Source organism: Clostridium sp. 2218st1_F5_2218SCRN_220325, assembly GCF_039062665.1.
Lineage (GTDB): Bacteria > Bacillota > Clostridia > Peptostreptococcales > Peptostreptococcaceae > Intestinibacter.
In genome coordinates this window covers 64,032-83,763 of sequence record NZ_JBCLNH010000016.1, presented here as the reverse complement: position 1 = coordinate 83,763, position 19,732 = coordinate 64,032, and the positions used below count along the sequence as shown (strand labels likewise).

17 protein-coding genes and 1 pseudogene are annotated in these 19,732 nt (G+C 29.1%); 12 read left to right on the top strand and 6 right to left on the bottom strand.

The window, feature by feature from the left end; genetic code table 11:
• The first annotated feature begins 957 nt into the window (after positions 1-957).
• The 7 genes from ABCM86_RS10355 to ABCM86_RS10325 all read left to right on the top strand — a co-directional run bounded on the left by ABCM86_RS10355 (position 958) and on the right by ABCM86_RS10325 (position 8,287).
• On the top strand, positions 958-1,983 hold the full coding sequence (locus ABCM86_RS10355; protein ID WP_295573191.1) for an iron ABC transporter permease: 1,026 nt from the start codon (positions 958-960) through the stop codon (positions 1,981-1,983).
• The gene (locus tag ABCM86_RS10350) at positions 1,980-3,068 is read left to right on the top strand and encodes a TM1266 family iron-only hydrogenase system putative regulator (protein ID WP_295573187.1); all 1,089 of its coding nucleotides are present in this window, start codon (positions 1,980-1,982) and stop codon (positions 3,066-3,068) included. Before ABCM86_RS10355 ends, ABCM86_RS10350 begins: the two co-directional genes overlap by 4 nt.
• 44 nt (positions 3,069-3,112) lie before the next feature.
• Positions 3,113-3,961, top strand: coding sequence for a nitrogenase iron protein NifH (locus ABCM86_RS10345; protein WP_195931585.1), 849 nt, complete (start codon positions 3,113-3,115; stop codon positions 3,959-3,961).
• Positions 3,955-5,301, top strand: a complete 1,347-nt coding sequence (locus ABCM86_RS10340; RefSeq protein WP_295734309.1) for a nitrogenase component 1 — start codon at positions 3,955-3,957, stop codon at positions 5,299-5,301. Before ABCM86_RS10345 ends, ABCM86_RS10340 begins: the two co-directional genes overlap by 7 nt.
• Positions 5,282-6,418, top strand: a complete 1,137-nt coding sequence (locus ABCM86_RS10335) for a nitrogenase component 1 (protein WP_343003961.1) — start codon at positions 5,282-5,284, stop codon at positions 6,416-6,418. Before ABCM86_RS10340 ends, ABCM86_RS10335 begins: the two co-directional genes overlap by 20 nt.
• 17 nt (positions 6,419-6,435) lie before the next feature.
• On the top strand, positions 6,436-7,596 hold the full coding sequence (locus ABCM86_RS10330) for an ABC transporter substrate-binding protein (RefSeq protein ID WP_295762999.1): 1,161 nt from the start codon (positions 6,436-6,438) through the stop codon (positions 7,594-7,596).
• A 286-nt stretch (positions 7,597-7,882) separates the two neighbouring features.
• The gene (locus tag ABCM86_RS10325; protein WP_343003960.1) at positions 7,883-8,287 is read left to right on the top strand and encodes a regulatory YrvL family protein; all 405 of its coding nucleotides are present in this window, start codon (positions 7,883-7,885) and stop codon (positions 8,285-8,287) included.
• Positions 8,288-8,463: 176 nt separating this feature from the next.
• Here the strand turns inward: ABCM86_RS10325 and typA are convergent, their stop codons facing one another.
• Entirely contained in the window at positions 8,464-10,299 is a 1,836-nt protein-coding gene (gene typA, locus ABCM86_RS10320; RefSeq protein WP_007287111.1) for a translational GTPase TypA, read from the bottom strand.
• Between the two features lie 375 nt (positions 10,300-10,674).
• On the opposite strand from typA, the gene ABCM86_RS10315 reads away from it, so the two are divergent.
• Together ABCM86_RS10315 and ABCM86_RS10310 are read left to right on the top strand one after the other, a co-directional pair.
• Complete coding sequence (locus tag ABCM86_RS10315) at positions 10,675-12,528, top strand: NERD domain-containing protein (protein WP_343003959.1); 1,854 nt, start codon at positions 10,675-10,677, stop codon at positions 12,526-12,528.
• Between the two features lie 162 nt (positions 12,529-12,690).
• A complete protein-coding gene (locus tag ABCM86_RS10310; RefSeq protein WP_343003958.1) occupies positions 12,691-14,037 on the top strand; it encodes an amino acid permease in 1,347 nt (448 codons plus the stop codon).
• Positions 14,038-14,055: 18 nt separating this feature from the next.
• Here the strand turns inward: ABCM86_RS10310 and ABCM86_RS10305 are convergent, their stop codons facing one another.
• Together ABCM86_RS10305 and ABCM86_RS10300 are read right to left on the bottom strand one after the other, a co-directional pair.
• Positions 14,056-15,123 carry a helix-turn-helix transcriptional regulator gene (locus ABCM86_RS10305; protein WP_343003957.1) on the bottom strand — a complete coding sequence of 356 codons (1,068 nt, stop codon included), beginning with the start codon at positions 15,121-15,123 and terminating at the stop codon, positions 14,056-14,058.
• 156 nt (positions 15,124-15,279) lie between these two features.
• Positions 15,280-15,810, bottom strand: coding sequence for a 2'-5' RNA ligase family protein (locus ABCM86_RS10300; RefSeq protein ID WP_343003956.1), 531 nt, complete (start codon positions 15,808-15,810; stop codon positions 15,280-15,282).
• Positions 15,811-15,975: 165 nt separating this feature from the next.
• On the opposite strand from ABCM86_RS10300, the gene ABCM86_RS10295 reads away from it, so the two are divergent.
• Complete coding sequence (locus ABCM86_RS10295) at positions 15,976-16,122, top strand: hypothetical protein (protein WP_295677525.1); 147 nt, start codon at positions 15,976-15,978, stop codon at positions 16,120-16,122.
• Between the two features lie 127 nt (positions 16,123-16,249).
• Here the strand turns inward: ABCM86_RS10295 and ABCM86_RS10290 are convergent.
• A pseudogene (locus ABCM86_RS10290) lies at positions 16,250-16,587 on the bottom strand (TIGR04076 family protein).
• A 117-nt stretch (positions 16,588-16,704) separates the two neighbouring features.
• On the opposite strand from ABCM86_RS10290, the gene ABCM86_RS10285 reads away from it, so the two are divergent.
• Positions 16,705-16,875: a hypothetical protein gene (locus ABCM86_RS10285; protein WP_295572349.1), complete on the top strand. Its 171-nt coding sequence runs from the start codon at positions 16,705-16,707 to the stop codon at positions 16,873-16,875.
• Between the two features lie 96 nt (positions 16,876-16,971).
• Here ABCM86_RS10285 and ABCM86_RS10280 read toward each other — a convergent pair whose 3' ends face one another.
• Positions 16,972-17,472 (bottom strand): spore coat protein, encoded by a 501-nt coding sequence (locus ABCM86_RS10280; protein WP_195929747.1) that lies wholly within the window; start codon positions 17,470-17,472, stop codon positions 16,972-16,974.
• Between the two features lie 218 nt (positions 17,473-17,690).
• Between ABCM86_RS10280 and ABCM86_RS10275 the strand changes: the two genes are divergently transcribed.
• Entirely contained in the window at positions 17,691-18,635 is a 945-nt protein-coding gene (locus ABCM86_RS10275) for a glycoside hydrolase family 25 protein (RefSeq protein ID WP_295734820.1), read from the top strand.
• A gap of 487 nt (positions 18,636-19,122) precedes the next feature.
• Here the strand turns inward: ABCM86_RS10275 and ABCM86_RS10270 are convergent, their stop codons facing one another.
• Positions 19,123-19,515, bottom strand: a complete 393-nt coding sequence (locus ABCM86_RS10270; RefSeq protein WP_295677757.1) for a hypothetical protein — start codon at positions 19,513-19,515, stop codon at positions 19,123-19,125.
• Positions 19,516-19,732 lie beyond the last annotated feature (217 nt).

Genomic DNA, 19,732 nt, shown 5'->3' with positions numbered 1-19,732 from the left:
TTAATAAGCAATCCTTGTAAAAAAATAGAAAATCTTCAAATTAAACTAAAAAAAATATGATAAATATAAAATTTCCATATTAAAAATATATATAAAATTTAACTTAAAGAGAAAACTAAAATAAATAAAAAATATAAAATTTCAACAAAAATATTAAGAAAAATGAAAGAAAATATTAACAAAAATGAAAGAAAATATTAACAAAAAGTTTACTTGTAAAAATAAACAAAATATTATAATATGAATATAGAAAAGGTTTGCAGGAATTTAGGGAAATAAAATCAAGATTTATTTGAACATATTAATTAAAATATATATTTGTATAAAATTATACAAATTAAATTAATTCATATTTAGTTCAAAAACTGATTATATCATTATATAAAAGGAGGGGCGCAAAAGATGGCAATTATTTTAATAACAGCTTTATTAGTAGTTATAATGTTAGGACTATCATTTTTATCATATTTATCCGAAAATAATTTACTTGATGACACTGAGACTGAATAATCGTATTTTTAATACATAACATATATATAGAACGTAAAAAATTATAAGAATTATTTCTTATAATTTTTTTTGTTTAAAATTCAATTTTTTTGCATAAGTTTACATTTCAAAATTCATGTGCTATACTTTTTGTATAAATGTGGAAAATATTGTTTGAATCTTTATAAAAATTGATAATTGAAAATAGGAATAATAAAATAATAGATAATTATAACTGATTTAAAAGATGATAAAAATCTACCTTATAATGAAGAATAATTATCATTTTAATTATTTTATTTCTGACACCAAAATTTAAAATTAAGGTGGAAGGCGATATTTTGTAGATGCAAATTACTTAGCTATGCCACTGGCATAGCTATTTTTAATTGTAAAGAAATTATATTTATATTTTATAGATAAATTATATAAATAAGTATTTTCTATAGATTTTTAGGGGGATTATATATGAAAAATAAGTTTAAGGTTGTAGGGAGTTTATCATGGTTTCAGAGAATGATTTTAATAATACTTCCAATTGTAATAGTAGTTTTGGCAATGGGAATAGGTAGAATGGTTATATCCCCTGTGGAAGTCTTAAAGTCAGCCTTTGAAAAATTCGGATATGAATACAGTGTAAATCCTCAAAACGAAATAGTACTTTGGACGATTAGATTTCCTAGAATAATACTTGCACTTCTTGTTGGAGCTGGGCTTTCTGTTGCAGGATGTGCATTTCAAAGTTTGTTTTCAAATCCACTAGCGACACCTGATACACTAGGCGTTGCATCAGGGACGAGCTTTGGAGCAGCACTTGGTATATTACTTGGCTTTGGTCTTTTAGGAATACAATTTTGTGCACTTGTATTTGGAATAATTGCAGTCGGGCTTACTTATATATCAGGGACTGGTAGAGGGCACAATATGAATACAATTGTGCTTGCTGGGATAATGATTGGATCGTTGTTTTCTGCACTTGTATCTTTTGTAAAATTTGTTGCAGATTCTGAATCACAACTTCCAGCTATAACTTATTGGCTTATGGGGAGTTTGGCATCAGCTAGTTATAAGACTTTACTTTTAGGGGCTCCATTTATAATAGTCGGAATTTTCGTACTTTATCTACTTCGCTGGAGATTAAATATATTGATGCTATCAGAAGATGAGGCGAAATCATCAGGAACTAATATAAAATTACTTAGAACAATAACTATAATAGCGGCAACTTTAGTTACAGGTTCTTGTGTGTCTATGTGCGGCCAAGTTGGTTGGGTAGGTCTAATAATACCTCATATGTGTAGGATGAAATTTGGAAATAACCATCTTTCTTTAGTGCCAGCATCAATAAGTATAGGTGCAGTATTTATGGTTATAGTCGATACAATTGCTAGAAGTCTAGTTGCAACTGAAATTCCAATTTCGATACTTACAGCAATAGTGGGAGCACCATTTTTTATAACTCTTATGAGAAGAAGCGGAGGTTGGCAACTATGATACTTTCAGTTGAAAATGGATGTTTTTCATATAAACATTCTAAAGATAATCTATTAGAAAATATAAACTTTTCAGTAGGGCCTGGGGACTTAGTTGCAATACTTGGACCTAATGGGGCTGGAAAGACGACTTTACTCAGATGTATAATGGGATTTTTAAAATGGAATAGTGGAAAATCGACATTAGATGGAGAAAATATAAGAGATATACCTCACAAAAAGCTTTGGAAAGATATTGCATATGTTCCACAAGCAAAATCTACAGTAGCAGCCTATACTGTTGAGGAGATGGTTCTGCTTGGAAGAAGCAGTCATTTTAGTATGTTGTCACTTCCAAAAGAACAAGACTTAGAAATTGTGCATAAGGTCATGGATGAGATGAATTTAACTAAATTTACTCATAAAAAATGTTCACAAATAAGTGGTGGAGAGCTCCAAATGGTGTTGATTGCAAGAGCATTAGTATCAGAACCAAAGATACTTATTTTAGACGAGCCAGAGTCAAATCTCGACTTTAAAAATCAACTTCTCATATTAGATACAATGACTAAATTATCTAATCAAGGCATAAGTTGTATTTTTAATACTCACTATCCAACACATGCTCTACAAAGGGCGAATAAGTCGTTTTTACTAAGCAAAAGTGGCAAGTATTTGTTTGGAGAGACGAGAGAAGTTATAACAGAAAAAAACATAGAAAGAGCATTTGGAGTAAAGGCAGTAATAGGTGAAATAGAAACTCCAAACAATATATTAAAAGATGTTATACCGCTTAAAATAACAAAAAATAGCGATATAGACATACTTCTTGATAGAGATGAAATTTCTACAGAGAGAAAAGTTGCAGTAGTATCTATAATAACTGATCACTCTGATGTTTCTGAAAAGATAAATAAATTACTTAGCAAAAATAAAAAATACATAATAGGCAGAATGGGGATGCCTTATGAAGATAGAGGAATATCGATTATAAACGTGACTTTAGATGCTCCAGAATATGTTATACAGACATTAGTATCACAACTTAATTTTTTACAAGGGGTAAGTGTAAAGGCTATATATTCTCAAGTTGAATTTAAAAAATAAAAATCTCGAAATAATATATAAATAGATTTAAGGGGGAGTTAAGTATGATAAAGATAGCGGTTTATGGAAAAGGGGGAATAGGTAAATCTACTACAATTTCAAACCTATCAGTAGCTTTATCTAAAAAGGGATTAAAAGTTATGCAGATAGGGTGTGACCCAAAGGCCGATTCCACAACAAATCTACATAATGGCAGTGAAATAAATACTGTTTTAGATTTAGTTCGCAAAAAAAAGGACGATTTTGAATTAAATGAAATGGTAGTTGAGGGGTATAATGGAATATTGTGTGTCGAAGCGGGAGGGCCCACTCCGGGAATGGGTTGCGCAGGTAGGGGCATAATAACAGCTCTTGAAAAATTAGAGCAAAAGGGTGCATATGAAGCTTATAAACCAGATATAGTTTTTTATGATGTGCTTGGAGATGTAGTCTGTGGAGGTTTTTCAATGCCTATGAGATGTGGATATGCCGACAAAATATTTATAATAACATCAGGCGAGTATATGTCACTTCATGCCGCTTTAAATATAGCTACAGCTATAGATAATTTTAAAAACAGAGGATATGCAACTTTAGGCGGAGTTATCTTAAATAAAAGAAATATAAAAAATGAAGAAGAAAAGGTAAATGAATTTATAAAAAATATAAATTCAAAATTAATAGGCACATTAGATAGAGATGAAATTGTAGTAGTAGCAGAAGAAAATAAAAAGACAGTATTAGAATCATTTCCAGAAAGCAACATGGCAAAAGAATACGAAATTCTAGCAGATAATCTATTAAAATCATTTGGATATAAAATATCAAAAGACAAAAAATTAAGAGAATATAATAAAGATGCAGATGATGAACAACCAAGTAACCCTGACACAAAGGAGGAAGCTAAATGTTGAAGCGTGTAGAAAGACAAGTTTTAAAAGATGAAAATGATATTTGTGTTTTGGCAAAAGATGCAAAGTTTCCATCGCCATTTGAATCTAGACTTGAGTTTTCATGTTCTGCTAGAGGACCTTGGAATATAGCTCATACAGGGATGTTAATACCAGAGGCACATGAAGTATTTGTATGTGCGCAGAGTTGTCTTCGTGGAGTAGTTTTAACTGCTGCTGAGATGAATGCAATAGACAGGTTTTCAAATATAATAGTAAGAGAAAATAATATTTTAGAAGGCGATACGGAAGATTTGATAATACAATCAATTGGAGAAATACTTTCAAAGCTTTCATATACTCCAAAAGCAATACTTTTATATACTAGCTGTATACACCACTTTATAGGATGCGATTTAAAATTAGTATATAAAAAACTTAGAGAAAAATACCCAGACATAGAATTTACAGATTGTTATATGAATCCGATTATGAGAAAAAGTGGACTTACACCAGATCAAATTATGAGAAGACAACTCTACAGCCTTATAGATAAATGCGATACAGATTATAACAGTGTAAATATAATCGGAAATAACTACAAAACAGACGACGACAGCGAACTTGTAAAAATTATAAAAGAAAACAAATTTACACTTAGAGAAGTTCCAAGAACAAAAGACTATAGAGAATATAAAGATATGGGCAGAGCATTTTTAAATATAATATATAATCCAGCAGCATTAGAAGCGGGAAGGTATTTAAAAGACAAGCTAAACCAAAGATATCTTTATCTTTCACTAAGTTATGATTTTGATGAAATTAAAAAAAATCTAGATAAGCTTTGTGAAGCTTTAAATATAGATAAAATAGATTTTAAAGAAAATGAAACTAATGCAGAAAAAGCTTTAAAAAATGCAAAAGAAATTATAAAAGACACGCCTATTTCTATAGACTACACTTTTACAATTAGACCGCTTAGCTTTGCTAAACTACTTTTAAAATATAATTTTAATGTAGTTTCTATATATGCAGATAGCTTTATAAATGAGGAAGAAGAAGATTTTAAATATATTAAAGAAAATTATCCAAATATAAAAATTTATGCAACTGTGCATGTAAAGATGCGTTTTGTAAAAAGACATACAGATAAAAAAATCTTGGCTTTAGGGCAAAAAGCAGCTTATTTTACAGGTTCAAATAACTTTGTAAATATAGTTGAAGGTGGAGGAATGTATGGATTTAGCTCAATAGAAAAACTATCTAATCTTATGGTAGATGCATTTTTAAACGAAAAGGACATGAAGAAATTAATACAATTTAAGGGATTGGGGTGTGAAAATTATGAAACAAATCGCAAGTAGAATATCGATTTATTCAGCTGATACATTTGGAGTATGTTCAGCATTATATGAACTCGGTGGACTTTGTGTAATGCATGATGCATCAGGATGTAATTCGACATATAACACACACGATGAACCTAGATGGTATGATTTCGACAGCATGGTATACATTTCGGGAATATCTGAGATGGAGGCTATAATGGGTGATGATCAAAAGTTTATAGACGATATAATATATACTGCAAAAGAATTAAATCCTAAATTTATAGCACTAGCAGGTACACCGATTCCTACAATGATAGGTACTGATTTTAAAGCTATTGCAAACATAGTTGAAAATGAAACGAAAATACCTACATTTGGATTTAATACGACTGGCATGAACTCTTATGTAAGTGGTTCATATAAGGCTTTTGAAGCATTATCCAAAAGGTTTCTAAAGAGAAACGATAAGGAGAGTAGGGCAGAGAAGAGCAGAGTGAATATATTGGGGGCTACTCCACTAGACTTCTCTATAAATAATAGTATTAAATCTACTGTAGATTTATTAAAAGAAAATGATTTTGATGTAATAAGCACATGGGCTATGGGTAGCACTTTAGAAGATATAAAAAATGCAGGAAATGCAGATGTAAACTTAGTTATTTCTTATTCTGGCATGGGAGCTGCAAAATATATGTATGAAAAGTTTAATATTCCATATATAGTTGGAACACCATTTGGAAAAGAATTTGCTAAAAAGATAGTAGCAGATTTAAAAGAAACAATTATTACAAAAGAAAACAAGATATCTTATATAAATAGAAAAATAGACAAAAATCCACAAATTACAATTGTAGGGGAAAGTATAATGTCAGAATCTCTAGCATATGCAATTTCGACAGAAAAAAATAAAACTGTAAATGTGATTTCGACATTAGAAACAGACAAAAACCTTCTTTTAGAAGGAGATAAATTAAAAATATATGAGGATGATATAGAAAAAGAATTAAAAAATTCAAAAATTATAATAGCTGATCCTCTATATAGACCAATTTGTCCACTTGATTCCAACTTTATATCTTTGCCACATGAGGGGTTTTCAGGGCGAATTTATAGAGCTGAAATACCAAATTTAATTAATAAATCTTTATAGGAAAGGGGAATTTACAAATGAAAAAAATCAAAAAAATAATATGTGCACTATTAATAGCAACAATGGTGCCTGTATTTGGAGGGTGTTCATCATCTTCAACTAGTTCTACTTCATCAAAAGCAAGTGCATCTTCAAGCTCAGCATCTTCAGAAAGTAGTGATACAATAACTATAACTGACCAAGCTGATAATGAAGTAACACTTCCAAAAGATATTAAACGTATAGCAGTGTGTGATATATTACCACTTCCATCAGTTTTAACAGTTTTCTTTAATTCAGGAGATAAAATAGTAGGTATGTCAGAAGCTAGTATGGCAGCTGCTAAAAATGGTCTTTTAGGTGAATTATATCCAGAAGTATTAAAAGCAGATACTGGATTTATAAAAGATGGAGAAGTAAATACAGAAGAGTTATTAAAATTAAAACCAGATGTAGTATTTTATAGTGCATCAGATACAGCAATAGGCGATAAACTAAAAGAAGCTGGATTTAACGCAGTTGCAATATCAGTTAATAAATGGGAATACAACACTATAGAAACTTTAAACAACTGGATAGACTTATTAAGTCAAATATTCCCAGAAGATGCTAAAGCAGATGTAGTTAAAAAACACAGCGACGATGTTTATAAAATGGTTCAAGATAGAGTAAAAGATATACCAGATGATGAAAGAGCTAATGTATTTTTCTTATTTAAATATGATGAAACTTCAATCGCAACATCAGGAAATTCATTCTTTGGTAGCTGGTGGGCAAAAGCTATAGGAGCTAAAAACGTAGCTGATGATATTAAAAAAGACAACGCAGTACCAGTTAATATGGAACAAATTTACAAATACAATCCAGATATAATCTTTGTTACAAACTTTACACAAGCTCAGCCAGAAGATTTATACAACAACACAATAGGAAGTAACGATTGGAGCAAAGTAAAAGCAGTAGAAGATAAAAAAGTCTACAAAATGCCTTTAGGAATGTATAGAAGTTATACTCCTGGAGCAGACACTCCAATGACATTATTATGGTTAGCAAAAACTACATATCCAGATAAATTTGAAGATATAGATATGACTAAAGAAGTTAAAGATTATTATAAAGAAGTATTTGGCGTTGATTTAACTGATAAACAAGTTGAATCAATATTTGCACCGACATCAGATGCAGCACAAGGATTCTAAAATAAGGAAGCTTAGCATTAAATAAATACTTTTATAAAGCAAAATTCTTATATAAATTAATGGAATTTTTAACTATGTAAAGTATTTATTAGCTATTTAAGTAAAACTCATATAAAAAGGGGCTAATACAGAATAAAAAATCTATTTTGTATTAGCCTTTTTTCATTGTAAGGAAATAATTCTATATAAAACACAATTTTATTTTTATAAAATGAACAATATGTTAAAATAGATGTACTCAGTAATAATATATTATAATGTCATTACTATATATAAGGAGGATTTTATGACTAATATAAAAAAATTACTACAAATACTAATTCCAGGTATTATACTGGCTATAATAGTTTATGCACTTTTTTTATTTTTTGGAGGAACCATACTATATTTACTTGGATTGAAGTACAATAATTTATTATCCCTAGCAAAGTTCTGTGGGATATTTTTAATTTTGAGTATGATTCTAGACTTTATAGTTGTATGTTTTTTAAAGGTTTTGAAAGAGCTAAGAGGACTTACAGATACCCAATATAATTTATTATATTTGACTTTAGATATACCTTTAAATATGATTATAATTGGCATATCAGAAACACTTATCAAAGGTGTCTCGTGCTCAATGTTAACTGCATTTATATTTTCTATAATATCTTATTTATTTGGTATATTTTTAGAGAAGAAATCAAAATAATAATATAGGAGGTGACATGATTTTAGCTAGAGGACATAGAAAAAATCTGCTCCTATTTTTTTTATACATAGGAAATTATATTTATTGATTTTGATATTATAGATGGGGGAGAGGTTGTTTTGGGTAAATTAATAGGCTTAGACAAAATTGATTTGTCTAAGCCTTATTTTAAGCAATTATTTTATTGCTGCTCTTTGTCTTTGTTTGTTGTATTGTAGTCTTTCGTGTTCTTTTAAGTATTTCTTTCTAAGTCTTATAGAATCTGGAGTGATTTCTACTAATTCATCATCATCTATAAATTCTAGAGCTTCTTCAAGAGTGAATGTTCTAGCTGGGTTTAATTTTATAGCATCGTCACTTCCTGAAGCACGAACGTTTGTAAGTTTTTTGTTTTTACATGGGTTAACTACCATATCTTCACGTCTTGAGTTCATTCCGATTATCATACCTTCGTAAACATCAACACCTGGTTCAACGAACATTTGAGCTCTTTCGCTTAGTGCGTTAAGACCGTAAGCCATAGTTGTACCAGCACCTTGAGCTATTAAAACTCCGTTGTTTCTTGTTGGTATTTCACCTTTGTAATCTTCGTATCTAGCGAAAGATCTTACCATGTTTCCTTCGCCACGAGTATCATTTATGAACTCACTTCTGTATCCTAAAAGTCCACGAGTTGGAGCAGAGAATTCGATTTTTACGTAATCTCCTTCTATAGACATTGCTTCCATCATACCTTTTCTTAAGTTCATTTTGTTTATTACAGTACCAGAGTAAACTTCTGGACAGTTTATTATAACTTTTTCGATTGGTTCTTGAACTCTACCATCTTCAGTTTTGTGCATTAAAACTTCTGGTTTAGATACACCTATTTCGTATCCTTCACGTCTCATGTTTTCAAGTAATATTGATAAGTGAAGCTCACCACGACCACTTACTTTGTATCCGTCAGTAGTGTCCATTGGTTCAACTTTAAGACCAACATTAACTTCAAGTTCTTTTTCTAATCTATCTTTTAAGTGTCTTGTAGTTACGAATTTACCACTCTTACCAGCGAATGGAGAATCATTAACTAGGAAGTTCATTGATAGAGTAGGTTCTTCTATGTGTATCATTTCCATTGGAAGTTCGTTTCCAACTTCACATATAGTTTCACCTATTGATATATCAGGTATACCTGCTATAACAACTATTTCACCACTACCAGCTTCATTAACTTCAACTTGTTTTAATCCTTCGTAAACTGATAATTTAGATATTTTACCTCTAGAAACTACAGAACCTGATTTACATACAGATATTTGTTCCCCACTTTTAACAGTACCTTTGTAAACTCTACCTATACCAAGTCTACCTACATAGTCATCGTATGCAAGTGCAGATATTTGAAGTTGAAGGTGTTTGTCGTCATAATCTGGATATGCTTCAACATGGTCAACTATAGTTTCGAATAATGGAGATAAGTCTGTGCTATCGTCATCCATTTCTCTTTTTGCTATACCTTGTTTAGCTATACCGTAGATTATTGGGAATTCACATTGTTCATCAGTTGCATTTAAGTCTACGAATAAATCGAATACTTCATCAACAACTTCTTCAGCTCTTTGGTCTTTTTTATCTATTTTATTTATGAATAATATTGGTCTAAGACCTAATTCTAATGATTTTTGTAAAACGAATCTTGTTTGAGGCATTGGCCCTTCAGAAGCGTCTACAAGTAATATAACTGTATCAACTGTTTTTATAACACGTTCTACTTCTGATGAGAAGTCACTATGTCCTGGAGTATCTACTATGTTTATTTTGTAATCCTTATAATTTATAGAACAGTTTTTAGAATATATTGTTATACCTCTTTCAGCTTCAAGGTCATTACTATCCATTACACATTCTTTTACTACTTCGTTTGCTCTAAATACACCACTTTGAGATAAGAAAGCATCAACTAAAGTTGATTTTCCGGCATCGACATGGGCAATTACGGCAATATTTATTATTTTATGTTTAATTGACATATAAAAATCTCCTTTTCTTATTATAACCAAGTTATTATATCATAACAGAATTTAGTATACAAGATATATAAAATAGTAATATTATAAAAAAATCTTTATTTGGCGAAACATAGTAGTAATTATTGTATTAAAATTTAATAAGTAGTTATGTTTTTATTATCGTTAGTATATCTTAAAATATTATTTCCAATTATTTAGAAAATATTCAAAGTAAGAAGTAATTTTATAAATTTTAATTAATTTAGACATAATATTTAGTTATTAAAAATATACTTTATAGACAGTTTATCTTAGTAAGAATTGTAATTAAAATGATAGGTATTTACAAATATTGTTGTTTAAATCATAAATCTATTACGGAGGGGAGCGGATTATATGTCAGCAATTATATTTGAAAATATTAATCCAAGAGATAAAAGAACTGAGGGAGAAGAAAAGTTATTAAATGTTTTAAAATACAGTTCTAGATTTGATGGATGGACAGTATTTGAACAACCTCATATAGATTCTATGAAACCAGATTTTATATTACTTAATCCTAAAAAAGGCGTTATAATTATTGAAGTCAAGGATTGGAATCTGAATTTAGATATTTATAAATCTGGAGGGTATATCAAAGGTACAGATGGAAGATTACATAAAAAAGATCCGGTAGAACAAGTTGAAACTTATAAAAATTGCATCCTTAAATCTGATTTAAATAATAGTGAAGATTTTGTTTCTAAGAATAATGATTATTATGGATATATTGAGACAGTCGTATATTTTCACGGGCCATCTAAAGAAAAAGCTTTAGAATTTTGTACAAATAATACATACACTAAAATTTGGACAGATGATGATATAGATAAAATAAATGATATAAATAAAACACTCAATAAGACACAATATACATGGGCACTTACAGTTAAAGAATCAAAGTATAATAAAGACAATATGTTAGAAAATATGGTACATCAATTAATTAAAAATTTACAATGTGCAGATTATAATTATGAAAGAAAAGAGCCATTTAAACTATTTAAAGAACAATCAGACTTAGCAAATTTAAAACAAAATTCTATACGTAGATGGGGAGGAGTGCCTGGAGCAGGCAAATCACTAGTTTTAGCTGAAAAGGCTGCCAGAGCATTGAAAAAAGATTATCGTGTACTTATTTTGACTTATAACATAACACTAAGACACTACCTAAAAGATTTGTGTAGTCAACAATTTGGATTAGATGATAGACGTAAATTGAAAGACAATTTAAGTGTACTATATTTTCATGAATTTTTAAAAGTCGTGGCTGCATCATATTGTATAAAGCTTCCATATAATGAATTGGATATTCATAATAATAAAGATTATGATTTTACAAAAGATTGGATTAAATGTCTTGAAAATTTTATGGAGTTAAATCCACTACCATATGAACTTAAATATGATTACATATTAATAGATGAAGGACAAGATTTCAGAGGAGATTGGATCAGATTTCTCAAAAAATTTTATACTCAAAAAGGCGAATTATTTATTGTATATGATAAATCACAAGATATATATGAACATGGAATATGGATTGAAGATAGTCAACAGATAAAAAACATAGGATTTAGAGGAAGACCTGGCTATTTAAAATATTCACATAGAATACCACCAAAAATGATTGAAAAAATAGAACTTGTTCGAAAAGAATTAGGAATAAAGGAAGAAAATATATTGAGTCTAAAAAATGATTTTAGTGAAATAAATTTATTTGGCAGTATAGAGTGGACAAATTGTGATACAAACTCTAAAGATGATAAATTAAATAAAATTGATTCAAAAATAAAAGAACTGAGGGAAAATAATAAATTAGAAGATATAACTATTTTAACAACAAATGAAAATACAGGTGTAGATATTGTAAAATTTTTTATGGATAAAGGAATAAAAGTATCTCATGTATATGATATGAATAAAAAGAAAAACGAAAAAAATAGAAGAAATGAAAAATGGAAATTTAGAGGCGGAACAGGCAGACTAAAAGTATGCTCATATCACAGTTATAAGGGGTGGCAAACACCTAATATCATTTTAGTTTTAGATTCTTATGGAAGCGAAAATATCGTGGATATTAGGAAAAATGTAGGCAATGCAATATTTATAAGCATGTCTAGAGTAAAACCAAATTCGATGAATGGACAGTTTTCATTTACATGTTTTAATTATTTACCTGAATATAATTTTTTAGAAAAACTTTTTTGATTTGATATAAAAAGAGATGACTATTATAAGAAATCTATCTATATACATAAATTACCATTTTAGGGATTAAAATACAGCTTGAATAAACAAGAGAAACCTATATACTAAGTAGAGTGACTAAAATAAAACAAAAGAAAATAATATGCGAAAGGAACATAGTTTATGGAAAATAAACAACTGCAAAAAAACTTAGGTATAGCCGCAGCTTTATCTACTGTTGTAGGTATGGTTATAGGTGGTGGGGTGTTCTTTAAACCTCAAGCGGTATACACATTAACAGGAGGTGCTCCTGGTCTTGGAATATTAGCATGGATTATAGCAGGTATAATGACAATAACTGCAGGTCTTACTGCTGCAGAAGTATCAGCTGCTATCCCTAAAACAGGCGGAATGATGGTATATATTGAAGAGATATACGGTAAAAAGTTAGGGTTCTTAACAGGTTGGATGCAAACAGTACTATTTTTCCCAGCTACAGCAGCTGCTATAGCAGTTATGTTTGGGCAACAAGCTGCATTACTTTTAAATAATTCTTCTTTAGTAATGCCAATGACTATTGGAGTAATACTATTAATAGGAATATTAAATACATTCGGTTCTAAAACAAGTGGAGCTATACAAACAGTATCTACTGTATGTAAGTTAATTCCTCTTGGATTAATAATAGTATTTGGATTTATAAAAGGGAGCGGAGATAACCCAATAATGAATCCTTTAGTAGCTGAAGGAATAAGACCAATGGGTGTTATAGGTCAGTTACTTGTTGCAATACTATTTGCTTATGATGGATGGATAAACGTAGGTGCTCTTGCTGGAGAAATGAAAAATCCAGGCAAAGATTTACCAAAAGCTATAATAGGTGGGTTATCTATAGTAATGGCTATTAATGTAGTTATAAACTTAGCATACTTATGGGTATTACCTGCAAGTGAATTAGCTCAATACGCTTCACCAGCATCTATAGTAGCCGAAAAAATATTTGGGCCTGTTGGTGGTAAATTAATAAATGTAGGTATATTAGTATCAGTATTTGGATGTCTAAACGGATATCTTTTAACTGGACCAAGAATACCTTACACATTAGCTAATCAAAAACTTTTACCAGCTACGTTTGGTAAATTAAATAAAAATGGAGTTCCTGCAAATGCAACTCTATTTATGGTAGTACTTTCTGTTATATATGCATTATCAGGACAATTTAACTTATTAAGTGATTTATCTATGTTTGCTATATGGGCATTCTATACATTAACATTTATAGGTGTTATAAAACTTAGAAAAACTCAACCTGATTTAGAAAGACCTTATAAGGTTCCATTCTATCCAGTAATACCAATAATATCTATTTGTAGTGGTTTATTCGTTGTAATAGATCAACTATTCTTAGCTGGTATGAAAAGTTCGATGATTTCTTTAGGTGGAGTTATAGTAACATTAATAGGATTACCTGTATATGCGGTTATGACTAAGAAAAAACCAGAATTAGAAGAAGAAAATAAAGCATCATAATAAAAAAGGATACTATGATTAGTATCCTTTTTTGATTTTATATTCATTTAATAATTTTATAAATTCAGGTTCTTTTTTTAAAAAGTCTATTTCATCACTATATTCAAGTTCTTTAATTATGTTATTTATAAAAATTTGTCCAAATTTATTATCGCTATAATTAGATTTTGGGTTATTATAAATATGTTTATAAAGTGGTGAGTCATTTAATGTCCAAGGATTTTTAATAGAATTGAACATAGATTTTAATGTATCTATAATCTTTTTTGTGTCTTTGGTTTCCATGGCTATTTGATAGTCGCCAACATATTTATTATAGTCCCATAAATTATATATTTCAGTTGTTTGTTTTATTTTGTTTGAATAAATTAGTGCATAATCAAATTTATTTTGTTTCAAAGCGATATCAAGTAAATTAAGTAGAGAGCTTTGGATTGAGTTAGCCATAAAAAGAATTTCTTTTTCTAAAATTTCACAAGCATCGTTTAATTTATCTTGACTAATATATAAATTTGCTTGAAGTTGTTTTTTATTAATTGATACATTTGGTAATTTATCAATTAACATTTGCGCACTGTTGTAATCTTTTCTCTGAATATATTTAGAAATTAATAATGAATTTATATTATTTGCAAGTTCTAAGTCATCACAGTTGCTTACACGAATAAAGAGCTTTTCAATTTCATTTTCGTATTTATCTTTATCATCTACACAATACAAGCACAACGCACCTTGTAAAAAATATGAAACTGAATAAATTAATTTATAGCAGTTTGGATACTCATATATTTTATCTATTGCTATTTTAAATGCATAATCATATCCTTTTGTTTCAACAATAGTAGCTAAATCATTTGTAAATTTTCCAATCTCATAATCATTAAGCTCATCATTAAATGATAGTAGAGTATTTAAATCTACTCTTAATAACCTAGCCAAAGGGGGCAAAAGCGTAATATCTGGGTATGAATTTCCTTTTTCCCACTTGTTAACTGCTGGAGTTGTTACACCTAAATACTCAGCTACTTGCTCTTGGGTAAGGTTTAATTCTTTCCTTTTTAATTTTATAATTTCGTTTATTTTCATTTTTTACCTCAAATTTAAAATTTGGATCCATACTTAAATAGTAGCAATTTTAATTAGTAAATACAATTGAAGTATAGTTAAGTAAAATTTAATAATTTTAACTAATAGTTAATTTTTGATTGAATTAGTTTACATTAATAATCTAACTTTTAAAAATTATCTTATATCCATTAAATATTCTTTATATAACTTCCATGTATTGTCTTCCCATTTAAATACGCTAACATTGTCGAACTTACAATCAAAATCACAAGGTATATTATTTACATATTCCCAAAGCTCGTCGTATATTTTTTGAATTTTTTTCGATGAAATTGTAACGTGAAAAACTTTATCTTTATAATCGTGATTTTTAAAGTGTATATAAGGAAGCTTTTCTAATTCTTCTATAAGTTCATCATGCAAGAGCTTACTCTTTTTATTCATATGTACGTCCATATATATTACCCTGTTGTCGAAATGATTATAACCCTTTATTTTGTAATCTTGGGCTTTGTGATTTTGTGCAAAATCTTGTAAAACTTTGTCCAAATCAGAAATATCATCAGCCTCAAATGGAGCCTTTATCGTAAAGTGTGCAGGCAGTTTTGACGACTTTGCTCCGAGCTTTTCAAAGACTTCTTTTCTTAAATTGTTGTTAAAATTGCCAGCAGGACTTTTAACAACACTTACTATTACATATCTCAAAATATCATCTCCAATTATTAAAATTATCTGTAGTATATATTAAAAAATGTGTGAAATCAAGGAGAAGAAATTTTAAAATCAAAAAGATTAATTTTCTAACTTGATACATATATCAAAGTGATACATACTATAAATATAGATGAGTTTTATACAGGGGGGAAAATAATGAATAATGTCAAATTGGGATTTTCATGGATTGGATTAATTGTATTTTTATTGCCTATGCTTATAAATATTGTGTATGTAATTTTGCCACCGAAAAACGCACCGACGACACAACAAGAAACTAATAAAATACTATGGATGACTTAGATGTAGTATTTAAATTATCATATTTAAAGTCCTATATCTTTTTCATTTATATATAATATTTTATATATTTATTTATGTACATCTAATATTTTATATACACATATACATAATAATAACTATTAAAAAACTATCTAACTGGAGTATAATCTAATTTTGACTCTTCATCAGTTCTCTCAATCTTAAAAATAACAGGTCTTATTCCATCATTACAAGAGCAGATTGCGACACCTTCTTTATCGATCCAATCTCTATAATAGAAAATATCACATCCATGAGATAGTGCAAATACATATTGATACATAGCCTTCCACCCTTCATCACATAAGCCTCTGGTTTTGCATAATCTCCATAAAAAACATCGCCTACTTTATGCATTGGACATTTGCCAAGGTTTTTACACCCGTATTCTTTTGCTAAATCTTCATGAAATGTTGTTTTTAAAACTTCTATCTTACATTTTTTCATACTCAAAATCCTCCTTATGGTTTTAGTTGAATTAATTATACTAATTGTTTTATACTTATGTAAGTATGTACTTTTTTGTAAGGTACTAACCTAATTGTAAGTATAGAGGTGATAAAAATGAGTATGGAAGAATTTACAGATAAGGATTTAAAAGATATTAAAGGTGTGAGATATCAAAATAATATCGACGGAAGTTGGATTAGTGAAAAAATTATAGATAAAGATGGAAAAGATATTACAGATAAAGTAAGAGAAGCTGAAGATTTCTTGCTAAAAAATAGCTTTTAATTAGATTTTTATATGGTCATCTCAAATAAACTTAAATTAAAATTCCTAAGTTGAAGATAGTTTATTTGAGATGACCATGTTATTTATTTGATATATTTAATTATACATCCCATGTTGATGCATATAGTCGTAAATCTTTTTGCCGTGTCCTTGTTCTTCTGTTTGAATATGATTTAATACCTTTCTTATGTTTTCATCTCTAAATTCAAAAATAGATGTATTATATGTAGCTGAAACGTATTTTTCCATTGATAGACCGTCTTCACATAGCAATTTGTCGGTTTCGTTGTAATTTGCCTGCATATTTATTGGTGTTTGGCTTTGCAAATTGCCTAAATTAAATTGTGACTGAGTATTTTGTTGAGTTTGTTGTCCTTGTTTACTTTGATTTTGTTCTACATTAGGTACAGTTCCGCTCAAAATTTGGTTTATTGTATCTAAGTGTTCTTGCTCTTTTGATGCTAGTGAGCTAAATAAGTTTTTAAGTTCTGGACAAGAAGCTTTTTCGGAATGTTCTTTGTATTTTGCGACACATAGGGCTTCTTGAGTTTTTGCGTCTTCTAAAAGATATCTTTCTTTTGTATCTAAATTTACCATTTTATCACCTCAATAGTATTTTGTATAAAATTATTAAAAATATTCATATAAACTTGTATTTTTTAACAAATAAAAGAATTTATAATGTCACTTTTTGGCGATATTTTTTATAAGATATTAATAAGAAGTATTATACCTTGTGTTAAATTTTAAAAAGAAAGAGTAAGTATTTGATAAAATATTAACTAATTTGAAAGGTATATTAAGAAGGTGATAAAATGCCAACAAAAGTGTGGGGGATTGATGTAAGTAAGTACAATCACCCGATAGACTGGAAAAAGGTTAAAGATGCAGGTGTTAAATTTGCAATTTTGAGAATTGGTTTTGCAAGCACATCAAACAGAAATAATCTAAATTTAGACCCATATTTTGAAGAATTTTATAAAGGAGCAAAAGCAGTAAATATGCCAGTTGGTGGCTATTTTTACTCAAGATGTAACAGTGTAAGCACTGCTAAAAAAGAAGCAGAGTTTATATTAAATGCTATAAAAGGCAAACAATTTGAATACCCAATTTGGCTTGATGTAGAAGATCAAAAAACTCTACAATCAGTGAGCAGAGCAAATATGACAAAGGCAGTTGTAACTTGTTTAGAAGAGATACAAAATGCGGGATACTATGTAGGTATATATTCAGGTAAATATATATTAAGAGACAATTTAATAGACAGTGAATTGAAAAATTACGCCCACTGGATAGCTCAGTATGCTTCACGCTCAACTTATACAACTTATGAGATAGCAATGTGGCAATTTGGAGGCGAAGTAAACTACTTGACAAACAAGAAAGTACCAGGAGTAAGTTCTAATGCAGTTGACCAAAACTACTGCTATAAAGACTATCCAACTATAATTAAAAAATTAGGTCTAAATGGATTTAAATCTAGTGATAATGAAAAAACTGAGGACACTTCAAAAAACAAATCAAAAATAAATAAAATAACAACTAATTATATAAAAGTTAAAATACCATTTTATCTCAAAACTTTGACAAAAGTAAATATTAGAAAATTACCTAGCATGGACTCTGCAATAATATATACAGCCCCGAGAGCTGGCATACAATACCGTATAACAAGTATTTCGTCAAATGGTAAATGGGGCTATGTACCATATAGAAAAGGATGGATTACATTAAATAAAAAGTACGTACAAAAAGTCTAGATAATTAAAAACTTATGAGCAAGCTAGAAGGTGATAAAACCTTCTAGCTTATTATTTTACTTATTTAAAGCTTAGCCTTAAAAAAATAAACATCACCTCTAAAGTATTTTGATAAGATGAATATTTGATGGAGTTTGTTATATAGATGGATTCAAAGTAGATTACTGTGAATATAATAGATTTATATAATAGATTAGTTATTTGTTCCGAGTTACGGTCAGTTTGGTTCTGACTGTGGTCAGTTTAGTGTTGTTTTTGATGAAAAAGCTGTTACTTTAAAGCAAAGGGTGTTGTCTCTAAAACAAAAGGAGTCTACTTTAAAGCAAAGGGTGTTGCATCTAAGATAAAAGGGTCTACTTTAAAGCAAAGGGTGTTGCATCTAAGACAAAAGGGTCTACTTTAAAGCAAAGGGTGTTGACTCTAAAACAAAAGGAGTCGACTTTAAATACATAGGTATTGCGTCTAAAGCAAAAGGGTATAGTTTAAATTAGATATATTCCATATCTTGATTAGAATTAATATCATCAAAATTATTATCGCTAGAGGCAGTTTCAAATCTATAAAGCTCACCAAAATTATCACCTAGAGTATAATAAGAATACTTCCCGCCACAGCAGACAGTTTTCTTCTTTAATATACCTAAGTCACAAATATGTCTAAGTCTTTTATAAACAGCGTCCTTTTTTATGTAAAGAAGTGGCATATCATCCACTATACCTTGATAAGAAACCCAGTAATACCTCTCACCATCAAGAGTCATAGTACGCATACGACCAGACTCCATAAAATCCACAATCCATCTAAGTATATATAAATCCGTCGTATCAAGTCCAAATTCCAAAGCAGCCTGTTGAGAAAATCCACACATAGTAAATTTCATAATAATCAACCCCTTGTATGTAAATTTAGAGAACGTAGAAATGTTTTATTGGATATGTATTTGATTTGGTCGTTTAGTTAATTATTCTCTTAATTAATTATATCTTATAATGGTTGAAAAATCTTAGAAAAAGGGATTTTATATATCTAATTTTAATAGGTTTATTTGATGTATCATTAGTAGGTGGAGAAAGTTATTTACAGAACAAATTTCAAAC